Below are 20,590 nucleotides of genomic sequence, written 5' to 3' on the forward strand. Positions count from 1 at the left end.
CGCCCGGAGCGCTTTGCGGCAACGGGAAGCATGTCGAAACTCGAAACACCAGAACAAGTCGTCGATGCGCTCGAAGCGCTCTATGAAGACGCCGTCAATGCGCTGACCACCAGTCTTGAACGTTACCTGCAGGACGGCACCCCGCCGTCTGCCGACCTGCGCCAGTCGCGCGCCTTCTGTTATCCCGCGCTGATCATCCGCTATGATCCGGACGGTCCGCCCCCGCCGATTTCGCGGGCCTTCGGCAAGATGTCGGAAGCCGGCACCTATATCTCGACCATCACCAAGCCGGACTATTTCCGGCCCTATCTGCTGGAGCAGCTCTATCCGCTGATGCGGGACTATCCCGTCGAGGTGGAGGTCAAACCGTCGGGCTCGGAAATCCCGTATGCCTATGTCTGGGACCAAGCCGATGCCGGCGGGCTCGAGGAGGTCAATCCGGCCGAACTCGCCAAATGGTTCCCCTCGCCCAAGCTCGCCAATATCGGCGACGAGGTTGCTGACGGCGAACTTTACGAGCCCGGCTCCAACCGCCCGCTGGCGCTGTTCGACGCGCCGCGCACCGACTTCTCGCTGAAGCGGCTGGCGCATTATACCGGCACGCCGGTCGATCACATGCAGCGCTATGTGCTGTTCACCAATTATCACCGCTATGTCGACGCCTTCTGCGACTGGGCGGTCGAGCAGCTGGGGGCAGGCTCGCGCTATACCGGCCTGTCGGTCGCCGGCGGGCTCGTCGTGGATGACAAGACGCCCGAGGCAAAAGCCGCCATCGATGCCGCCCCGTGGCGGCGCTTCCAGATGCCGGCCTATCACCTGATGGCCGAAGGGCGCACAGGGATCACGCTGGTCAATATCGGTGTCGGCCCGTCCAATGCGAAGACGATCACCGACCACCTTGCCGTCCTGCGTCCGGAATGCTGGCTGATGGTCGGCCATTGCGGCGGCCTGCGCCACTCCCAGCAGATCGGCGACTATGTCCTCGCCCACGCCTATATGCGCGACGACCATGTCCTGGACGGCGTCCTGCCGCCGGACATTCCGATCCCGCCGATCGCCGAGGTGCAGATCGCGCTGCAGGAGGCGGCGGCCGACGTCACCGGCGAGCATGGCGAAGCGCTGAAGAAGCGGCTGCGCACCGGCACGGTGGTGACCACCGACGACCGCAACTGGGAGCTGCGCTTCACCGAGACCGCGCGGCGCTTCAACCAGTCGCGCGCCATCGGCATCGACATGGAAAGCGCGACCATCGCCGCGAATGGCTACCGCTTGCGTGTGCCCTATGGCGTGCTGCTGTGCGTGTCCGACAAGCCGCTGCATGGCGAGATCAAGCTGCCCGGCGCGGCCAACCGCTTTTATGAGCGCGCGATTGGCGAGCATATCCGCATCGGCATCCAGACGCTGGAACGGCTGGCCGGCGAAGGCGGGGCGGCGCTGCACTCGCGCAAGCTGCGCGCCTTCGACGAGCCGCCTTTCCGCTAGGGCGCGGGTGGACCTGAGGGCCCACCCACACTAGCTCTTGCGCGATACAGACAGGCGGCAGAAGGCAGGACCCATGAAAGACCGGATCAAACCCCTGGAGGGGGTCAGGAACTTCCGCGATTTTGGCGGCTATGAGGGCAGCGAGGGCGCGCGGATCCGCTCCGGCAAGCTCTACCGCTCCGGCCATTTCGGGGAAGCTTCCGACAATGACCTCGCCGCCATCGACCTGATGACCATCACCGTGCAGGCCGACCTGCGCCGCCCGGACGAGCGCGAGCGCCATGGTGACAAATGGCCGGTCTCCGGGGTGCGCAAGCTCTATTCCGACCTTGGCCGCGAGACCGACGCCCCGCACATCAATTTCCTGAAACACGTCGTCGCCGATGGCGAAGCGGCCAAGCAGTGGATGTGCGAATATTATCAGGAGGCGCCCTACCGCCCGGCGCTGGTCGATACCTATACCGCCTGGTTCGATCATCTCGCCAATCTGCAGGAGGGCGAAGCCGCGCTCGTCAATTGCGCCGCCGGCAAGGACCGTACCGGCATTCTCTGTGCGCTGACCCATCATGCGCTGGGGGTCTCGAAGGATGAGATCTTCGCCGATTACGAGCTGACCAACACCGCGGCCGATGTCGATGAACGGCTGCCGGAAGCGCGCGACTATTTCAACACGCTGCTGGAAAAGAGTTATGATGCCGAGGTCTACCGCCCCTTCCTGGGCGTGGAGCGGCGCTTCCTGGAAACGGCCCTTTCCACCATGGAGACGGAATCCGGCTCGCTCGACACCTATCTGGCCGAAACGCTCGGCGTGGACGCGGCCAAGCGCGAACGTATCCGCAAGATCCTGCTGGACTGAGCCACACCGGGCACAGCCCCGTCAGGCCGGTCAGTTGTCGCGGATACGGGCCACGTGCGAGACACGGCGCGGACGCAGGTAGAACTCGTCGCGCAGCTTCTTTGACGTGGTGAAGAAATAGCCGAGCTTGGAATTGTAGTCGTACTCGACCTCGGCATAGATCACCGATCCATCCTCCGGCACCAGATCATCCGGTACCACCATGACGGAATCTTCTTCATACTCCTCGAAACCGCGCGCATCGCTCCAGGCCACACGGATCGTACCGTCATCGTCATAGAGACTCGAGACGCGCAGACGCGCATCCTCGACCGGGTTGGGCTCGAGGATCATGCGGGTGGCTTCGATGATATCCTCGAGATTGTCATCGTCGACGGTCGCCGCGCGAGCCACAAGGTCGCCCAGGGCCGCCGCCGAACTCGTCACCTTCCGGTCGAGCATCATCATCAGCGACAACTCGATACAGGCAAAGTAGATCAGCACCATGAGCGGGGCGATCAGGGCGAACTCAACCGCCGAAATTCCCTTATTGGCCGCATGGAAGGACCGGAAACGCTGGTTCAGGGTTCTCAACATGGGGAGCCTGCCTCAGAAAGGTTCGTTACGGAACACGACCGTGGCCTGCAGCAGGCGGCGGTTATTGTTCATGTTGGCGAGCGGGGCGCTCATGACCGGGGTCATCAGCTCCCACTCATAGAAGGCGCGCACCACGACGATGTCGTCACGCCCGCCCGGCTTGAACTCGAACCCTGTGGTATCGAGGTCGCCATGCTCGTCGATGGGGCTTGTCCGGCCAGTGGACGTGAAACTGTCATAGGTCTTCACGTCGAGCTGGATCTTCCCCTTGCATTCGAACAGGTCGAAGAGTTCCGCGCAGACAATGTCCTCGAACGCATCCCGGTTGAAATCTTCCCCTGACTGCAGCTCGCCCGTGCGGATGCCGCGGGCAGCTTCGTTCAGGCCATGTTCCAGCACCGACGACATGATAAAGAGCACACAAAGCTCCAGCAGGCCGAAGATGAGAAAAAAGAAGGGCAGAGCGATCAGGGCGAACTCAAGCGCCGCAACACCGCGCCGGTCGGCCGCCCAGGCCCTGAACCTCTTCATGAAAACCGGCGTAAAAATACCGGGAATGATCAATCCAGCCATAATCTTTCCACGCTTCCGGGGAAGCCGCGCTCCTCTGAGCATCACGGTTAACACTGCGCGGTTTCAACGCCGTTCAATTGACCTGTGAAATTTGATCGATCTGGCCGGATTGGCGCCGGTACGGCGAATTCCCTGCGAATCCGGCCTTTACCTTGCCATGATCTCGCACCAGATTTGCGCCGAAAGGACAGGAAGGACCCTCTCCCATGAGCCAGAACCCTGTCAGGCCCTGGCGGTCGATCAACCGGCGACACTCCCGCAAGATCCGCGTCGGCAATGTCGAGGTGGGCGGCGACGCCCCGATTGCCGTGCAGACCATGACCAACACGCCGACCGAGGATGCCGCGGCCACGATCGCCCAGATCGAGCGCGCCGCCGAGGCCGGTGCCGACATTGTGCGCGTCTCCTGTCCGACGGTCGAGGCGACCGACGCCATGCCCGCCATCTGCAAGGCGAGCCCGGTCCCGATCGTCGCCGACATTCATTTCCACTATAAGCGCGGCATCGAGGCCGCCGATGCCGGCGCCGCCTGCCTGCGCATCAATCCCGGCAATATCGGCAGCCATGACCGGGTGAAGGAAGTCGTGAACGCCGCCCGCGCCAATGGCTGTTCGATCCGCATCGGAGTGAATGGCGGCTCGCTGGAGCGTCACCTCCTGGAAAAATACGGCGAGCCCTGCCCGGATGCGATGGTGGAAAGCGCGCTCGACCATGCGCGCATCCTCGATGATCTCGGCTTTCATGAGTACAAGATCTCGGTGAAGGCCTCCGACATGTTCCTCACAGTAGCAGCCTATCAGCAGCTTGCCGAAGCGACAGACGCGCCCTTGCACCTTGGGATCACCGAGGCCGGGGGCCTGCGAACGGGCACGGTGAAATCCTCCATCGGCATGGGCAATCTGCTCTGGATGGGCATCGGCGACACAATCCGCGTCTCGCTCTCGGCTGACCCGGTCGAAGAAGTGAAGGTCGGCTTCGACATGCTGAAGTCGCTCGGCCTGCGCACGCGCGGCGTGAACATCATCGCCTGCCCCTCCTGCGCGCGTCAGGGCTTCGACGTCATCAAGACGGTGGAAACGCTGGAAGACCGGCTCGCCCACATCTCCGAACCGATCTCGCTCTCCATCATCGGCTGCGTCGTCAACGGGCCCGGCGAGGCATCGATGACCGATCTCGGCTTTACCGGCGGCGGCAAGGAGAGCGGCAAGATGTACATCTCCGGCAAACCCGACCACAATGTCTCGAACGCCGACATGATCGAGCACATCGTCGAGATGGTGGAAGAGAAGGCCGAACGCCTGCGCGCCCAGCGCGAAGCCGACGAGACAGTACCGGCGGAATAACCGCTAGTCGTAGAAGCACTTCTCCGTGCCATCACCCTGATTGTAGCAGCGCGGGCCGCTGGAGGGCGGGCGATAGGTCGGCTGTGGGACCGTGCCCTGATAGCCGGCATTGGCGTCGCTTCGCGTATAGGGTGTGTTCGGATTGTTATTGCCATACTTGGCGACCCACTGCGCGTTGCGCACATCCAGCGCCCACATTTCCGTGTTCTTGCACCGGCGATCCCAGGAGCCGAAATTCTCACAGGCCCAGTCGCGGTCCTCGAGCGACCAGAGGCCTTTATTGTGCTCCCACCACAGAGTCAGGTAAGGTCCGCCAAAGAGCAGCGCATCCTCGAAGAAGCTCCGGTCATCCTCCACATCGCCATTCGCGAGGAGCAGGCGCTGGTTGCGCGAGGATGAGCCGTACATCGCCTGCAGCGAGCCCTTTTCATCCCAGTCGCAACCGATCACGGAATTTGCCCAGGTGAGCATTTTTCCTTCCGGCTTGAAGGTCGGCGGATAGGGTGGGGTCGCGCGCTGGCCGTTCTTGTATCGGATGAGTTCCGCAGAATAGGCGAGCAGGCCGCCATAGGGGGCAGTGTCATAGCGCGAGGGCTCGCCGCATTCGTCGGGGGCGCACTGCTCCAGCGCCCAGCGCACCCGGTCGTCCATGGCGCCGGCCCGGCCACGCTCCTGCCAGGCATGGATGGAATAGGCCTGCAGAGACATGAGCGCGATAGCGGACGTCTCCGTGCCCGGATTTGCGAAGACCGCCTGCATCTTCCTGTCGATGGCGTTGTCGAGCAGTTCGCCCCTCACGCAGATGCCGGTCGGTTTGGGCGGTGGCGGCGGCGGAGGCGGCGGTGGAGCCGGCAGGCTGGTATCGCACTGAAGGGTCGCTTCCGCCCAACGCACCATGGACGCGTCGGGAGCGAGCAGGGCCGGCGTCAATTCAGCTGGCGCGTCCCGCATGTCATAAGCATAAAGCTTGTTATGCCCGGCATAGGCGTCCAGCGCTTCATAGGCGGAACCTTCAGACGGCTCTGGCACACCACAGCCATTGCGCATCGTGCATTGGTCGAGTGAGACCGTGACCATGCCTTCCTGCACGCCCTTGTAGCCTGCATCCTGCCAGTAAAGCACGGCCAGCGCCTGGGTCTCGGCGAAGGCCTCGTCATAATCGATCCCCTGCGCCTTCATGCGGGCGCTGACGGAATTGTAGGACGCATCCAGCGTGGCCTTCAGGTCATCGCCCTTTCGGCAGCCAACGGTCTGAGCCTCGGCGAACGGGCCCAGCCCCATGACGGACAGGCTGGCAACGGCCGCGCAAATGGCGAAGAGACGCATGATTTTCCCCCACGAGTCAGGACTCTACAGCTTCTGAATAGGCGGGAATGATGTGGGCGTCACCTTTTAAAGAAGCTTTCGGGGCCAAGATTTGATAGCGAGCCCCGCCTTTTGAGGCCGTCCTCGTCAGGCCGTGCCCGGCTTCGCCATCCGGACGCGCCGCGGCGCGCCCTTCGGCTTCAGTCCGAACCAGGGCCGCAGCCACGCGACCCTGCGGATCACCCCCTCATGCAGCAGGGCACAGCCGCCAAGGGTAGCAAGCACAAGCAAGCCCGCCTCCACACCGGCGCTGAGCCCCTGACGCGTCAGCCAGAAACCGGCCATCACGATGAGGGTCTGGTGCAGGATGTACCAGGGGAAGACCGCGCCGGTCATATAGGTCAGCGCCGCGCTCGGGCGGTTGAGATAGCGCTGGGCCAGCGCCAGCAGGGACAGGATGGCAAGCCAGGCATAAAAGATCTGACTAAGCTCATAAGCCGTGAGGAGCCAGGACGGATTGGCCTCATGCCCGGAGCGGACAAGCCACAGCGCGGTCAGCCCGGCGCCGACCGTCACAGCCAGCAGAACCGCCGGCAGGAGAGCGCGGCGCACCGCGCCCCAGAACGCCTCGTCCTTGGCCAGCAGGAAGCCGATCATCAGGATGGTGAGGCTGTGGGCGTGATTGGCCCAGTCCCAGACGAGGTTGTGCGTCGTCTCGAAGGCCGGATCGAGCGTCACCCGGTAGAGCATGTGCGGCAGGGCCGGCAGGACGATAACCATCGCCATGCCCACCCGCCCGGCAAACAGGCGCCTCGTGAGCGCCGCCCCGCGGCCTTCCATGAAGCCGATGAGCGGTCCGGCCACCGGTGCCAGCAGCAGCGAATAGACGAGCAGGTAGACGATGTACCAGAGATGGTTCCAGGTCGGCGTGATGATGGAGAAGTCCGAGGCGGGATCGAGGTATTGCGGATAGAAGGCCGAGAAGCTCCCCTCGAACTCGCCGCTCTCGACCAGCTGCAGCCAGCTTTGCGGGGCGACGATCAGCACCATGCCGGCAATGATGGGCAGGCCCATGCGCACCGTCCGGTCCCTCGCCAGCCCGCTCGCGCCCAGCTTGCCGAACAGGAAGCGCAGTGCGACGCCGGAAATGAAGAAGAGCAGCGACAGCCGCCAGGGGTTCAGCAACAGCATGAAGGGCTCCGCGCCCGGCCCGGCATGCACGCTTTTCACGTGCCACTCCCAGGGCACATAGAACATGCCGATATGGTAGAAAATGAGCAGCAGGAAGGCGATGATCCTCAGCCAGTCGAGGTCATAGCGGCGGGTATTCAGCGTGGTCATGGTTGGCTCCGGCAGGAAGGGACTGAGCCGATCCTTGCCGCAGGGGCGGCGTCACGCACGCGCAAAGCCATGAAACGAGGCCCGGCGGGACAAACGGCCCGCATCCGGGACAAGCGGCGGCAAGCCGGGACGAGCGGGGCGGGGTTTCCCCTCGCCGGGCGCGGCGGCTATGGGTATGAACAGGCATGACGCGCGAAACGCCCCGCCATCCCGATCTCGAAGCCGACCGGCGCGCGGACCGGCGGACCTGGATCTATTTCGCCGTTTTCCTGTTTGCCTCCTTCATCGTGCTCGCCCTGTCGGACCAGTACGACATGAAAAAGGCCGGCGCCCCCTACCCCGACATGGCCTGGGTCTCGCAGGCGACGTCGCACGCGGTCATCCTGGTGATGACGCCTTTCATCACCTTCATGCTGAGCCGGTATCCGCTCGGCGCCTGGCGGCGTACCCTGCCCATGCATCTCGGCGCGGTCGTCATCTTCTCGGCGGTCCACATCCTGGCCATGGTGGCGCTCCGCAAGCTGCTGAGCCCGCTCATCTTCGGCGTGCCCTATGATTTCGGCCTCGCCGACCCGTCCACCTGGCTCTACGAGTTTCGCAAGGATGTGCTGAGCTATGCGCTGATCGCCGCCCTCTTCTCACTGAACCGACTGGCCGAGCAGCGCAGCCTCGAGGCCGAGGCTGCCCGGAAGGAAGCGCGCGAGCGCCACCGTCTGACGCTGAAATCCGGCGGGCGGACCTTCTTTGTCGAGGCCGATCGCGTGATCTGGGCCAAGGCCGCCTCGAACTATGTCGAAGTGATCACCCCCGACCGGACCATCCTGGCGCGTTCCACCCTGACGGAGCTGGAACGCCTGCTGGACGCCGCCGGCGGCAGGCATGTGCGTGTCCACCGCTCCCATCTCGTGAACATGGACCATGTGCGCGAGATCGAGCCGACCGGCGAGGGCGATGTCACGCTGACGCTCGATACCGGCGACACGGTGCCGGGCTCGCGGCGCTATCGTGAGAAATACGAAGCCTTCCTCACGCCCGGCGAGCCCTCGGCCCTGTGACGGCTGGGTCACGCTCGCGCGCGGTCTCGTACACAGGCCCGTGATAGGCGTTCCCGCCTTCTCCCTCTCCTGCTAAGGGCATTGGTTCGTGACCGGAGGGCAATCGCGATGAGTCTTGTGCTGACGGCGCTCAGCTGGGCCGGCCGGCTCTTCGTTGCCGCCATCCTTCTTGTGGCGATGACGAACTGCACCAAGCTCGGCCTGAACTATGCGAGCCTCAGCGTGGAGGGCAAACCACCCGCCTGGCCCGCCATCGCCGATGATCCGGACGGCTTCCTCACCGAGCGCGACATGTGGCGCCAGCGCCTGGAGACCCATGTCTTCGGCCCCTTCCCGGAAGGCGTCGAGAGCGAGACCGTCAGCCACACTGTGGTCGACGAGGCCTATCTCGGCGGGCTCGGCACGCTCGAGGAATATGTCATCGAGATGCGCGGCGTCGAAGGCCACACCAAGCGCTTCACGCTCGCCATTGCCTGGCCGAAGACGGACGCGCCTGTCCCGGTCATCATCAGCCAGTCCTTCTGCGGCAACCAGACCGCTTTCCATGCGCCCGCCCTGTCCCCGCCCCTGACCGAGGGCGTGACCGACTTCTGCGGCGGCGGCGAGGATTCCTCCATGTCGCGCGTCGCCTGGCTGGTTTTCGGACGCTACATCATGGCCCCGCCCATGGAACAGGTGCTGGAGCGCGGCTATGCCTATGCGAGCTTCTACACCTCCGAAGTGATCCCCGATTCCGCAGAAGAAGCCCGCGCCATGATGCCGGCCTTCCCGCACGGCCCGGGTGGCGAGATCACCGGCGCCATTGCCGGCTGGGCGGCCGGCTTTTCCGCTGCCGCCGATGTGCTGGAGGCCGATCCGCGCACCGATCCGGCCCGCACCGCCATTATGGGCCATTCCCGGTCGGGCAAGTCGGCGCTCATCGCCGGGGCTTATGACGAGCGGATAGACGCCATCATCGCCCACCAGGCCGGCACGGGCGGGGCAGCCCTCAGCCGGGACAAGGCGGGCGAGACGGTTGCCGACATCGTCGAGAGCTACCCCCACTGGTTTGCCCCCGCCTATCAGGCCTTCGACGCGGAGGGTGCCTACACCACGCCGATCGACATGCACGCCCTGATCGCGCTTAACGCGCCCACACCGCTGCTGATCGGCAATGGCCGGCGCGATGTCTGGTCGGATCCGAACGGCACGTGGCGCGCCACGCTGGAAGCCTCGCCCGTCTATCAGGCCGCCGGCACGAGCGGGCTGCAGCAGGACGGCATGCAGGCGGCCAATCTCGAGGCCGATCTTGTTTTCTGGATGCGCCCGGGCGGCCATTCCATCACCCAGCATGACTGGGATGCCTGGCTCAGCTGGCTCGATACGGCCATGCCGCAAGGGGAAGAGGTGCCAGCCCAGGCGAATAGGGCTAGGGTCGGTCAAAACAACTAGCTGGGGAGGCTACACGATGCCCTTTCAAACCGAAGACCTTCTGCCTGTCCTCGCCCTCGTGGTGTGGACGCTCATCATGTGGATCTGGATGTATGTGACCCGCATTCCGGCCTTCCAGAAGGCGGGCGTCACCCCGGCCGAGGCGCGCCATCCGGACGCTGGATACAATGAGAAGATCCCGTCCAACATCCGCGCCATCGCCGACAATTACAATCACCTCCACGAACAGCCAACCATCTTCTATGCGCTGGTCTTCTTCGCGGCGCTGACCGGCGGGGGCGACAATCTCTTCATGTATCTCGCCTGGGCCTATGTGATTTCCCGGGTCATCCACTCCTTCATCCAGATCCTGTCGTCGAAGGTGGAGCAGCGCTTCCTCGTCTTCGCAATCGGCACGATCATCCTGATGGTCATGGCCGGCAAGGAAGTGGTGCGGATCCTGACCAATCCGGCTCTGACCGGCTGACACACGCAAGCGGAGGCGGGCCATGGCGGCCCTGGCACAGCATGCGCCCGCTTCCCCCTTTCGCCATTCCGGTTTAGACGCTCAAGGCATGGCCACTATACCCGTTTCCCGCCTCGAACAGGTGATCGACCGGTTCGATGAAGTCGAAGCCCGCATGGGCGCGACAACCGACAGCGACGAGATCGTCCAGCTGTCGCGCGAGCATGCCGACCTCAAGCCCGTTGCCGACAAGGCGAAGGCGCTGATCGACCTCAAGGCCGAACTCAAGGACGCCGAAGCCATGATGGATGGCGGCGACAAGGAGATGGCCGAGCTCGCCACGGAAGAATATTACGACATCAAGGAGCGCCTGCCCGCGCTGGAAAAGGAAGTCCAGCTACTGCTCATCCCCAAGGATGTCGACGACAAGGCGAGCGTCGTGCTCGAAATCCGCGCCGGGACCGGCGGCGACGAGGCCGCGCTTTTCGCCGGCGACCTTTTCCGCATGTATTCGCGCTATGCCCAGCTGCAGGGCTGGAAGGTGGACGTGGTCTCCGTCTCGGAAGGCGATGTCGGCGGCTACAAGGAAATCATCGCCAATGTCGAGGGCGACGGCGTCTTCGGCCGGTTGAAATGGGAAAGCGGTGTGCACCGCGTCCAGCGCGTGCCGGAAACCGAGAGCGGCGGGCGCATCCACACTTCGGCGGCCACCGTCGCCGTCCTGCCGGCGCCGGAAAATATCGAGATCGATATCCGCCAGGAAGACATCCGCATCGACACGATGCGCTCCTCCGGGGCGGGCGGCCAGCACGTCAACACGACCGACTCGGCGGTGCGCATCACCCACCTGCCAACCGGCATCGTAACCACCAGCTCGGAAAAGTCCCAGCACGTGAACCGCGAGCGCGCCATGGAGCAGCTCAAGATCCGGCTGTATGAGCGTGAGCGCGAGGAAAAGGATTCTGCGCGCGCCGAGGCCCGCAAGGACCAGATCGGCTCCGGCGACCGCTCGCAGAAGGTGCGCACCTACAATTATCCGGAAAACCGGGTGAGCGACCACCGCATCAACCTGACGCTCCATTCGCTCGACAAGATCATCACCGGTGACAAGCTCGATGACGTCGTCACCGCGCTGATCGCCGAGGACCAGGCCCGCAAGCTCGCGGCCATGGATGCCGACTAGGCGGGAGACCACGCCCGGCCCTCAGCCGCCGCCAGACCGCGCAAGACCAGTTCACGCCGGGCGCCAAGCCGGATAGGGTATCCGTTCAATCGAGGGACCGGCCATCATGTGCCGGCCGGATACGACCATGGATGAGGTTCGCACTTTCAAGGCCCAACTCGCCGTCGCCACGACGCGGCTGAAGTCTGCCGGGCTGGACAAGCCGGCCCGCGAGGCCCGGCACCTGATGCAGCATGCCTGCCGGATGAGCGCCGCCGACCTGATCCGCGAGGAACTCTCCGAAATGGGCGACGAGGCCAGCAAGGCCTTCTTCGACCTGGTCGAGCGCCGCGCCGCCGGCGAGCCGTTCGAACATCTCACCGGCGAAGCGCATTTCTACGGGCTCATCTTCCACTGCTCGGCCGACACGCTGATCCCGCGCGCCGACAGCGAGGTGGTGGTCGACGAGGCGCTGGCGCGCCTGCCGCTGGGGCGCAATGCCATGGTGGCCGATCTCGGCACCGGCACGGGCTGTCTGTTGATCGCGCTGATGCAGAACCAGCCCGGCCTCACCGGCGTCGGCGTCGAGCGCTCCGAGGCGGCTGCCGCGGTCGCCCGCCAGAACCTTCAGCGCCATGACCTTGCCGGGCGCGCCAAGATCGAGACGATGAGCTGGGAAGACTGGACCGGCTGGGACCGGGCCGACCTCATCATTTCCAACCCGCCCTACATCCAGAGCGATACGATCGGCACGCTCGATCCCGGGGTGCGGGGCTTCGAACCGCATGAGGCGCTGGATGGCGGCCATGACGGGCTGGAGGCGTATCGCTCCATCATTTCGCTCGCCGCGGCGCGCATGGTGCCCGGCGCGTGGCTCGTCCTGGAAATCGGCTTCGATCAGGGCGAAACTGTCCCCGCCCTCTTGGCAAAGGCCGGTTTCGGCACCATTTCCTGTGGACAGGATCACGGTCAACGCGACCGGGTCGTCTGTGCCAGACGCTGAAGCGCAGCGGGGGGCTTGGCGAAAAGCCAAATGCACGCTACAGCAGGAAGTGGGTGGAGGGCTCCATGATTCAGGATGCCCCGCCAGGAGCAAGCGAAACATCACCGAGTGTAATTCCCGACCGGGATGTAGCGCGAATGGTCTGAATTAACGGACACAACGGGATCAGGAATTTAGCGTATGCAACGCAAGCGCGGACGTGGACGCCGTTCAGGCGGAAACAACAACAATCCGAACCGGCACTATGAGAGCACCGGCCCGGACGTGAAGATCCGTGGTTCGGCTCAGCAGCTGCTCGACAAGTATCAGCAATATGCCCGCGACGCCCTGACAGCCGGCGACCGCGTGAAGGCCGAAGCGCATTTTCAGCACGCTGAACATTATGCGCGCATTGTCGCGAGCTTCCAGAAAGACAAGCAGCGCAACAAGAACGACGACAATTCGTCCGATGACGATGACGATAATGAGTCGACGGACGCAAAGTCCGATGACGACAATTCGTCCTCGAAGGATCAGGACAACAAGTCCAACGGCAAGGATAACAGCCAGGACAAGGGGCAGGAAAAGAAGCCCCGTGGCCGTGGCCGCAAGCCGAAAGAGGACAAGGAAAGCCAGGACGATCCGATGCGCGTCATCGGCAGCGATGACAGTGACACTGCATCAACCGACAGCGACGATCAGGACAAGGGCGACGAGCCCGCCAAGAAGCCCCGCCGGCGGACCTATAACAAGAAGTCCGACGACAGCGGCGAGACCGATGGCGTGATGTCGACGCTGGCCCGCGGGCGCAGCGACGAGAGCGACAACTCCGGTGACAGCGACGACGAGACGCGCCGCTCAAGCCAGACCGAAGCCGCCGCCGAGTAAGCCTGCTCAGGCGACGGCTGTAAGGCGTTCGCCGCGCGGCTCTGCGTGGAATTCCGGCTGCGGACTGGCGAGGTGAAACCCCTGGACCAGGTCGCATCCGATCCTGTGCAGGAATTCAAGCGTTTCCTGGTCCTCGACGCCTTCCGCCACCGTCTGAAGGCCGAGCCGGTCCGCCATGAGAATGGTCGATTCCACAATATCGCGCGAGCGCGCATCCTGTGTCATGCGCCGCACGAAGGAATGGTCGATCTTCAGCTTGCTGAACGAAAATTTGTGCAGCAGAGACAGCGACGAAAACCCGGTGCCGAAATCATCCAGCGCGATTGAGAGCCCCGCCCCGGCGAGCTGACGCAGCGCGGTATCGGCCAGCTTTTCATTCGCGATCATCGCCGTTTCCGTCACCTCGACCTCGAACTGGCTCGGCGACATGCCGAAGCGTTCGATCGTGCCGAGCAGGCGCGCCGGAAAGGTCTCGCTCTGGAGCTGGCGGGCCGACACATTGATGGCGAGGCTGACGGTCTCATCATGCCTCAGCGCCTTGTGGCACGCCTTCGAGAAAATCAGCCAGAACAGATCATCGATCAGCCCTTCGCGCTCAGCCAGCGGGATGAAATGATCCGGCCGGCCAAGCGGCATCTCCGCCCCCGGCCAGCGCGCCAGAACCTCGTAAACCACGGGCTGCATCGAACCGAGATCGAAGACCGGCTGGAAGAACGGGATGAGCGCCTTTGACTGGATGGCCGCGGTCAGTTCGTTGAGCTGGCTGCGCGTGCTCCGGCTGTTGGCATCGAGCGTGTGATCATAGATGCGCACGCCGCCCCCTTCCCGCTTGGCGCGCAGCATCGCCATGTCGGCGGCCTGCAACACGCCGCTCGGCTCACTGGCATGGTCGGGAAACCGGGCGAGCCCCACCGAGGCGCCCGCGCGAAGTGTGATATTGTCGTACACAAAGCCTTCCGTGACCCGTTCATGAAGACTCTGCGCGATGTCCCAGTCGCCGGCCTCGTCATGCTCGCCGTCGAGCACAATGGCGAATTCATCGCCGCCGAAGCGCGCACACACGGCCGGACCCCCGGTCGACTGGATCCGCGCCGCGACCGTCTTGAGCGCTTCGTCGCCGGCGAGGTGCCCATAGACATCGTTCAGCGTCTTGAAGCCGTCGAGATCGATGAAGATCAGACTGAAAGGGACACCCGTATTGATCCGCTTGCTGATCGCTTTCACGAAAGGCGCCCTGTTCGACAGGCCGGTCAGCGGATCGCGGTTCGACGCCCGGACGGCCTCTTCCTCGGCCAGGCGGCGCTCATGCACCTCCTTGCCGAGACGCTCATTGGCCTCGACCAGCTGCGTCTGGCTCCTTGAGAGATCCTGCAGCAGGCCGCCCTGACGGTCGAGCAGCGCGGACATGACCGCGCGACCGGTGCTGATGCCGCGATAATGGCCCTCATCATCGGTCAGCACGAAACAGTCATTCAGGTCCTGTTCCGAGGACATGAAGCTGGTGCGCACGAAATCGTCGAATTCGCAGGACTCCGGCACGCTGAGCAGGCCGGTCAGCATGACATGGCGGATCGGGCGGTTCTCATAGAGGGCCCGGCCGAACCGCTGGGAAAGCTGCAGCAGGAATTCGCTGCGCGGGACCAGCCCGATCGGCTTCATCTCGTCGCTGACGACGACGATGCAGCGCACGAGCGGCAGGTTGCGAAAGATCTCGTCGGCCACCCGGCACGGCTCGTCCGGCCCGATGACGGGTGCCCGCTCAATTTCAATGGCCGCACAGATCATTCAGCACTCCCGGTTCACCCCGGATGCGATGAATAGGCAGGAGGCTCTTAAAATGTGCTCAACGCGACCTCATGAATCGTAGCAACCGCTACAGATTTCACAAAACCTTCACTCAGCCGCGACGTGACGCTTTTGCTTGTCGAACATCGACCAGACGCCGTCATCGCCATGCCACTCGCCCTGGGTTGCGCCCTTGGAGTATTCCGTTGCGCGGGCCTCGAAGAAGTTGGCATGCTCGACACCGTTGAGGATTTCGGTGAGCCACGGGATCGGGTGCTTGTCGACGCCATAGATCGGATCGAGCTTCAGCTGTCCCATGCGCCAGTCGGCGATGTAACGGATATATTGCTTGATGTCGTCCGGCGTCATGCCCTGGACCTCGCCGGCCTCGAAGGCAAGCTCGATGAACTTGTCTTCCAGCTTCACCACCGTCTGGCAGCAATCGGCAATATTGTCCTTCACATCCTTGGTCAGCGCGCCGGTCTCCTCGGCGAAGGCGTGGAACATCTTCATCATGCCCTCGCAGTGCAGCGACTCGTCGCGCACCGACCAGGACACGATCTGGCCCATCCCCTTCATCTTGTTGAAGCGCGGGAAGTTCATCAGCATGGCGAAGGAGGCAAACAGCTGCAGTCCCTCGGTAAAGCCGCCAAAGACGGCCATGGAGGTCAGGATGTCCTTCTCCGTGTCGCAGCCGAACTGGCCGAGATAGTCGTGCTTGGCGGCCATCTCCTCATATTCCATGAAGGCGGAGAACTCGCTGTCCGGCATGCCGATCGTCTCGAGCAGCAGGGCATAGGCCGCGATATGGATCGTCTCCATATTGGAGAAGGCCGACAGCATCATGCGCACTTCAACCGGTTTGAAGAGCGGCATGTAGTTTTCCATATAGTTGGCGCCGACCTCGACATCCGACTGGGTGAAGAAACGGAAGATCTGCGTCAGCAGGTTGCGTTCCTTGTCGGTGAGCTTGTTCGACCAGTCCTTGCAGTCCTCGCCAAGCGGAACCTCTTCCGGCAGCCAGTGAACCTGCTGCTGGATCTTCCAGAAATCATAGGCCCACGGATAGCGGAAAGGCTTGTAAGCCTTGCTCGGCGTCAGGAGGCCGGGAGTCTTGATGAGACCGTCTGCCATGATCGGTACCCCTTCTTGGTCATCAGCACACCATATATGGTGCCAAAATGCGCTTTCCTACGCAAGATATATCCGCTGAGGGTTAACAAAAATCCACAGGCAATGACGCCCCTGTGGATCAGTAGGCAATCGACACCGAGACCGCGCCGAACTTCTGCGCGCCGTCCTGACGGCGGAATTCCTCGGTGCGGTGCACATAGGTAAAGGCCAGCTGCACATTGCTGACATGCACCGCCGCGCCGGCCTGCATGTCACCGACCAGCATGTTGCGGTGGTCGACACTGCGGCTGTCCTTGAAGGTGTTGCCATCGAGGAAGATGTCGCGCAGCACGACCCGCCCGTCGAGCCCGGCGAAGAGATAGGCACCAAAGGTCTGCTCGGGCGAGAAGGTGCCCGCACCGGTGAGCGCAGGGCGGATTCGCGGCGGACCGAAATCCGATTCGAGGTCCCAGCCGATTCGCCCGACCAGGCCGGTGCCGCCATACGTGCGCACATTGCCGAGCGCGCCCCCGGCATAGGCGCCGAAATCGGTCTCCAGGCCGAGCGGCAGCTCAGGCCCGTCGAACAGGGCCATGCGCTGGGCGATGATCTCGATGCCCGGCTCGTCCTTCAGCTGGTAATCCCAGCCCATCGGGCGCTGTTCCTCAATCATGTCGTGCCAGTTCGTCTGGACGAATTCGCCCAGCGCCGACGGGCCGACCACGCCGAGATTGATCTGCAGGATGTCCTGGGTGTTCTTGTCGGAGGCGATCGCGGTCCCGGAGAGATACAGCCAGCCGGCATAGGGCCGGTCGGTCGGGTCGGGCATCGATTGCGAGATGTCCTCAGGCGTGAAGATCGCATGCGAGAGGGCGAGCCCCTGGCGCAGATCCTTGCGCGACATGTCGATGAAGGGAACGCTGTCGGCGGCCCATTTCAGCCAGGGGGAAACCTTGTTGGCCGGCGAGACCCGCTCGATGCGTACACCGTTGGAATAATTGCGGTCCGTGCCCCCGAACAGGTCGTTCTCGGACGTTACCGACCACACGCCGCGCGACGGCTTGTCAGCCTCCGGACCGGCCTCTTCGGCGGGCGCTTCCGGGCCCGGCGCCTGGGCATGAGCGAGCGTGCCACCCGCAACAAGTGCGACAGAAAGCAGACCGGCCGCCCGCGCGCTTCGCCGGACAGAGGCTGCTTGTGAGGTCTGGTATGAAATTCGCATGCGTCCTGCCCTAAACGATCAGCCAGTGTGCGTCTCCTGAACATGCAGACAGACTAGCGTGTTCAGAAGACGGTTTTTTGCGCTGACTGGGCAAGCAGAAACACCGGTCAAAAGGGAAGCGCTCAGTTTTGTCCTCCAAATCATCGACAGCTGCACAATCGTCCGGCAGCGGGCGGATGCACCATCTCGACGCACTGCGCGCCATGCTGCTGCTTCAGGTCGTGCCATATCACGTGGCCACCCTGTATGCGACGCAGCCCGACTGGTTCGTCAAATCCGACGACAAGAGCCTGCTGATGACCTGGGTGTCCGGCGCGCTCGGCATCTATTCCATGACCGGCTTCTTCATGATTTCCGGCTGGCTGACCATCCGCTACCTCAAGAGCCGCTCCATCGACCAGTGGATGTGGGTCCGGCTCGAACGCCTCGGCATCCCGTTCATCAGCTGCCTGCTCCTGCTCGGCCCCTTCTCCATTCTGGCCGGGACGCTGGCAGCCGATCAGGGCGTGGTGGCTGCCCAGGACATATTTGGCGGCGACTATCTCTCCAACCTGCTCGTGGTGGATTCGCGCTGGCTCGGCCATCTCTGGTTCCTGCCCACCCTGCTGATCTTCAGCGGGCTGATCTGGCTGGCCTACAAGGCCCGCATCTACGATCCGCTCCTGCGCGGGCTGACCTCGGCGGTCAACGCGATCCCGGGCGACTTCGCCTGCTGGGTCTTCGTCATCGCGGTCGTCTGTGTCTGGCGCACCGTCGCACAGACGCTCAGCTTCGTCGTCGACGAGCATTTCGGCAGCGAGCGCCCGCTGATCGGCATCCTGAATTTCAACCGGCTGCTCGTCCACTTTCCGGCCATCATGCTGGGCCTGATGATCGGCTATAGCGACACGCTGCGCCGGCGCCTGATGCAGGCGACATGGCTGCGGACCTCGCTGGTCATCTTCTTCATCCTGGTCTTCGTGGCGCTGTCATCGGCCGAAAGCTTCGAACTCAAGGTCTTCGAGGCGATCATCAAGAACGGGCTGGGCGTGGCCATCTGCACGGTGCTCATCGCCGGGCTGGAATCGGTCTTTGCCCGTCCGCAGAAATGGGTCCAATTCATCTCGAAGCATTCCTATTCGGTCTACCTCTTCCACTTCGCCACCGCCGTCCTGCTGGGCGTCGCCTTCCGGGCCATTCACTGGCCGCCCGTGGTGGAGTTCCTGGTCATTACGGCCCTGACGCTGTCCTTCAGCTTCTGCTGCGCGGTGATCATCTCCCGCAGCCAGACGCTAAGCTTCATCTTCAACGGCATCCCGCCGAGCCAGTACAGGAAGGCCACCGAAAAGACCTTCCGCACGCCCAGCCGGAATCAGGCCTGACCCCTCGGGGCGGGCCACGGTGTGACAATGTTAGGGTTGGGATGACGCGAGGGCTGCAGCCCGGAGCGGAGCGATGGCCGGCTAGTGGCGCAGCGTGAAGCTGATGCCGGCAAAATCCTCATCTTCCTGGCCTTTGACGTTCCCGCCGCTGCCGCGCTCATTATATTCGACCTCGCGGCGGATATAGCTGATGGACAACTGGCCGGGGCCGCGCGTGAAGGAGACACCGGCCTGCATGTCACCGACGGTGACCTGGTCGCGCAGCGCCATGCTCTCGGTGAATTCGCGGTCGCGATAGGGCTCGTAGACGAGCGCTTCGCCATCGGCACCGGCGAAGAGATACCAGCTCTTGGCGTCGACACGCTCGCCGCGCTGGTCGAAATTCTGACCGATGCGGATCTCACCGCCAACGCGGCGCTGCTTGAAATTGCCGTCCTTGGTGACGCTGATGCGCGGCACGACGCCGACATCGAAACCGAGACCGGTTTCCGAATCAGCCGCCGAGAAAGCGAGCGTCGCATCGAAATCGCGGATGGGGCGCACGGGGCTGCCGAGGTTGGTCGCCTTGCGCATGCCGCGGAAATCGACAATCGCCGCCGAGCCCGAGAAGCGCAGCGAGGAAAGGTTGCGCGGCCCGTCATAGACCAGGTCGAGATCTTTCTCGCTGATCTGCGGCGCGACGGAAAATTCGGGATGAATGGCCAGGCCCGGCGTATTGGCGGTCTGGCCTTGCGTCAGCGATGCGGTAGCCTGCGTGTCGACAAGCGGGAGCGGCTCGGCGGAGTCGCCCTGGGAAATCTCGAACCGGTTGACCGGCGCATAGGACCTTAGCTCCGGAACGCTCTCACATCCCTGACAACCGATCATTGCAAGAGCTGATACTGACAGCAGCATGCCTTTTTCGACGCCTCTCATGAGCCCTGAACGCTTCGATCCCTGTGTCAAATTGACCGTGTGTCAAAGCGTCCGTCTGTATCTTTAACTTACCATGAAGATCTGAAGCTTCCGAGTCGCTTCAGCGAAATTCATGTTTAACCTGCATAGAAATAATTCCTGTTCTGCAAGAAGGTTCCCGCCGCTGTAAAAACTACAGTTTTCAGGCCACCAAAGACGGTTTCTGCAAGTTAATGTAACAAAATTTTTTCCTGGGCCCTCGCGTCTCACGCGCATTGTCGGGCTCTGATTCGCTCGCTAAGCCTTCTTCACACGGTTTGTGTGAGGGGACGAAATGAGAGCTATCCAAGCCATTTTCATGGGCCTTCCGGCGGGCCTGCTGGCGGCGGCCTGCGCCAGTTCGCAACCCGAAAGGCTCGAGGATATCCAGGCGCGCGCCATGGCCGCCTGCCCGGCCGCCGTCGAGCGCTCGCAAGCGGCCGGCGACTATGCCTACAGCCTCGACACCTGCGAATGCCTCGCCGGGCGGATCACCACGCCGCTCTGGTCTGATGAGGACTCTTCCTATAGCGGCGATCCGATGCCAGTGGCCGATGCGAAGCTTATGGAACGCGCGATCCGCGAGGGTGAGACGCTGAAGAAGGGTCTGGAGCAGGTCCGTGCGGACATGTCCATCGCCGCGGAAAACTCCTTCAATACGTGTTTCGCAAAGTTCTGAGCCCTGCCCTCCTGGCCGTCATGGCCGGGATGGTGTCCGCCCAGGCGGACACCGGCCC

Annotated in this window: 19 protein-coding genes; 11 read left to right on the plus strand and 8 right to left on the minus strand. The window is 63.4% G+C overall.

The features are described 5' to 3' along the window. Positions 1-30: 30 nt before the first annotated feature. Together B8784_RS14140 and B8784_RS14145 are read left to right on the plus strand one after the other, a co-directional pair. Positions 31-1,482, plus strand: coding sequence for an AMP nucleosidase (locus B8784_RS14140; RefSeq protein WP_084398590.1), 1,452 nt, complete (start codon positions 31-33; stop codon positions 1,480-1,482). 73 nt (positions 1,483-1,555) lie between these two features. Next, the gene (locus B8784_RS14145) at positions 1,556-2,338 is read left to right on the plus strand and encodes a tyrosine-protein phosphatase (RefSeq protein WP_084398591.1); all 783 of its coding nucleotides are present in this window, start codon (positions 1,556-1,558) and stop codon (positions 2,336-2,338) included. A 30-nt stretch (positions 2,339-2,368) separates the two neighbouring features. On the opposite strand, the gene B8784_RS14150 is transcribed toward B8784_RS14145, so the two are convergent. Both B8784_RS14150 and B8784_RS14155 read right to left on the minus strand, forming a co-directional pair. Beyond that, complete coding sequence (locus B8784_RS14150) at positions 2,369-2,914, minus strand: TadE/TadG family type IV pilus assembly protein (protein WP_233356152.1); 546 nt, start codon at positions 2,912-2,914, stop codon at positions 2,369-2,371. Positions 2,915-2,926: 12 nt separating this feature from the next. After that, positions 2,927-3,445, minus strand: coding sequence for a TadE/TadG family type IV pilus assembly protein (locus B8784_RS14155; protein ID WP_084398614.1), 519 nt, complete (start codon positions 3,443-3,445; stop codon positions 2,927-2,929). Positions 3,446-3,693: 248 nt separating this feature from the next. On the opposite strand from B8784_RS14155, the gene ispG reads away from it, so the two are divergent. Then, complete coding sequence (gene ispG, locus B8784_RS14160) at positions 3,694-4,830, plus strand: flavodoxin-dependent (E)-4-hydroxy-3-methylbut-2-enyl-diphosphate synthase (protein WP_084398592.1); 1,137 nt, start codon at positions 3,694-3,696, stop codon at positions 4,828-4,830. 3 nt (positions 4,831-4,833) lie between these two features. On the opposite strand, the gene B8784_RS14165 is transcribed toward ispG, so the two are convergent. Continuing rightward, positions 4,834-6,156 carry a hypothetical protein gene (locus tag B8784_RS14165; protein WP_084398593.1) on the minus strand — a complete coding sequence of 441 codons (1,323 nt, stop codon included), beginning with the start codon at positions 6,154-6,156 and terminating at the stop codon, positions 4,834-4,836. Between the two features lie 126 nt (positions 6,157-6,282). Next, the gene (locus B8784_RS14170) at positions 6,283-7,476 is read right to left on the minus strand and encodes an acyltransferase family protein (RefSeq protein ID WP_084398594.1); all 1,194 of its coding nucleotides are present in this window, start codon (positions 7,474-7,476) and stop codon (positions 6,283-6,285) included. A 185-nt stretch (positions 7,477-7,661) separates the two neighbouring features. Between B8784_RS14170 and B8784_RS14175 the strand changes: the two genes are divergently transcribed. The 6 genes from B8784_RS14175 to B8784_RS14200 all read left to right on the plus strand — a co-directional run bounded on the left by B8784_RS14175 (position 7,662) and on the right by B8784_RS14200 (position 13,439). After that, positions 7,662-8,531, plus strand: coding sequence for a LytR/AlgR family response regulator transcription factor (locus tag B8784_RS14175; protein ID WP_084398595.1), 870 nt, complete (start codon positions 7,662-7,664; stop codon positions 8,529-8,531). 108 nt (positions 8,532-8,639) lie between these two features. Continuing rightward, entirely contained in the window at positions 8,640-9,962 is a 1,323-nt protein-coding gene (locus B8784_RS14180; protein ID WP_084398596.1) for an alpha/beta hydrolase family protein, read from the plus strand. Between the two features lie 16 nt (positions 9,963-9,978). Continuing rightward, entirely contained in the window at positions 9,979-10,428 is a 450-nt protein-coding gene (locus tag B8784_RS14185; protein ID WP_084398597.1) for an MAPEG family protein, read from the plus strand. An 88-nt stretch (positions 10,429-10,516) separates the two neighbouring features. Beyond that, a complete protein-coding gene (gene prfA, locus B8784_RS14190) occupies positions 10,517-11,590 on the plus strand; it encodes a peptide chain release factor 1 (protein WP_084398598.1) in 1,074 nt (357 codons plus the stop codon). 106 nt (positions 11,591-11,696) lie between these two features. Continuing rightward, on the plus strand, positions 11,697-12,572 hold the full coding sequence (gene prmC / locus B8784_RS14195) for a peptide chain release factor N(5)-glutamine methyltransferase (RefSeq protein WP_084398599.1): 876 nt from the start codon (positions 11,697-11,699) through the stop codon (positions 12,570-12,572). A 180-nt stretch (positions 12,573-12,752) separates the two neighbouring features. Then, positions 12,753-13,439, plus strand: coding sequence for a DUF4167 domain-containing protein (locus B8784_RS14200; RefSeq protein ID WP_084398600.1), 687 nt, complete (start codon positions 12,753-12,755; stop codon positions 13,437-13,439). A gap of 6 nt (positions 13,440-13,445) precedes the next feature. On the opposite strand, the gene B8784_RS14205 is transcribed toward B8784_RS14200, so the two are convergent. The 3 genes from B8784_RS14205 to B8784_RS14215 form a co-directional block, all read right to left on the minus strand. Beyond that, positions 13,446-15,224 carry an EAL domain-containing protein gene (locus B8784_RS14205; RefSeq protein WP_084398601.1) on the minus strand — a complete coding sequence of 593 codons (1,779 nt, stop codon included), beginning with the start codon at positions 15,222-15,224 and terminating at the stop codon, positions 13,446-13,448. A gap of 108 nt (positions 15,225-15,332) precedes the next feature. Next, positions 15,333-16,358 (minus strand): ribonucleotide-diphosphate reductase subunit beta, encoded by a 1,026-nt coding sequence (locus B8784_RS14210; protein ID WP_084398602.1) that lies wholly within the window; start codon positions 16,356-16,358, stop codon positions 15,333-15,335. 118 nt (positions 16,359-16,476) lie between these two features. After that, positions 16,477-17,559, minus strand: a complete 1,083-nt coding sequence (locus B8784_RS14215) for a lipid A deacylase LpxR family protein (protein WP_084398603.1) — start codon at positions 17,557-17,559, stop codon at positions 16,477-16,479. Between the two features lie 176 nt (positions 17,560-17,735). On the opposite strand from B8784_RS14215, the gene B8784_RS14220 reads away from it, so the two are divergent. Then, positions 17,736-18,920 (plus strand): acyltransferase family protein, encoded by a 1,185-nt coding sequence (locus tag B8784_RS14220; protein ID WP_084398604.1) that lies wholly within the window; start codon positions 17,736-17,738, stop codon positions 18,918-18,920. An 81-nt stretch (positions 18,921-19,001) separates the two neighbouring features. Here the strand turns inward: B8784_RS14220 and B8784_RS14225 are convergent, their stop codons facing one another. Then, a complete protein-coding gene (locus B8784_RS14225) occupies positions 19,002-19,787 on the minus strand; it encodes a lipid A-modifier LpxR family protein (RefSeq protein ID WP_158085690.1) in 786 nt (261 codons plus the stop codon). Between the two features lie 361 nt (positions 19,788-20,148). On the opposite strand from B8784_RS14225, the gene B8784_RS14230 reads away from it, so the two are divergent. Next, the gene (locus B8784_RS14230; RefSeq protein WP_143435501.1) at positions 20,149-20,532 is read left to right on the plus strand and encodes a hypothetical protein; all 384 of its coding nucleotides are present in this window, start codon (positions 20,149-20,151) and stop codon (positions 20,530-20,532) included. The last annotated feature ends 58 nt before the right edge of the window (positions 20,533-20,590 follow it).

Source organism: Henriciella aquimarina, assembly GCF_002088975.1.
Lineage (GTDB): Bacteria > Pseudomonadota > Alphaproteobacteria > Caulobacterales > Hyphomonadaceae > Henriciella > Henriciella aquimarina.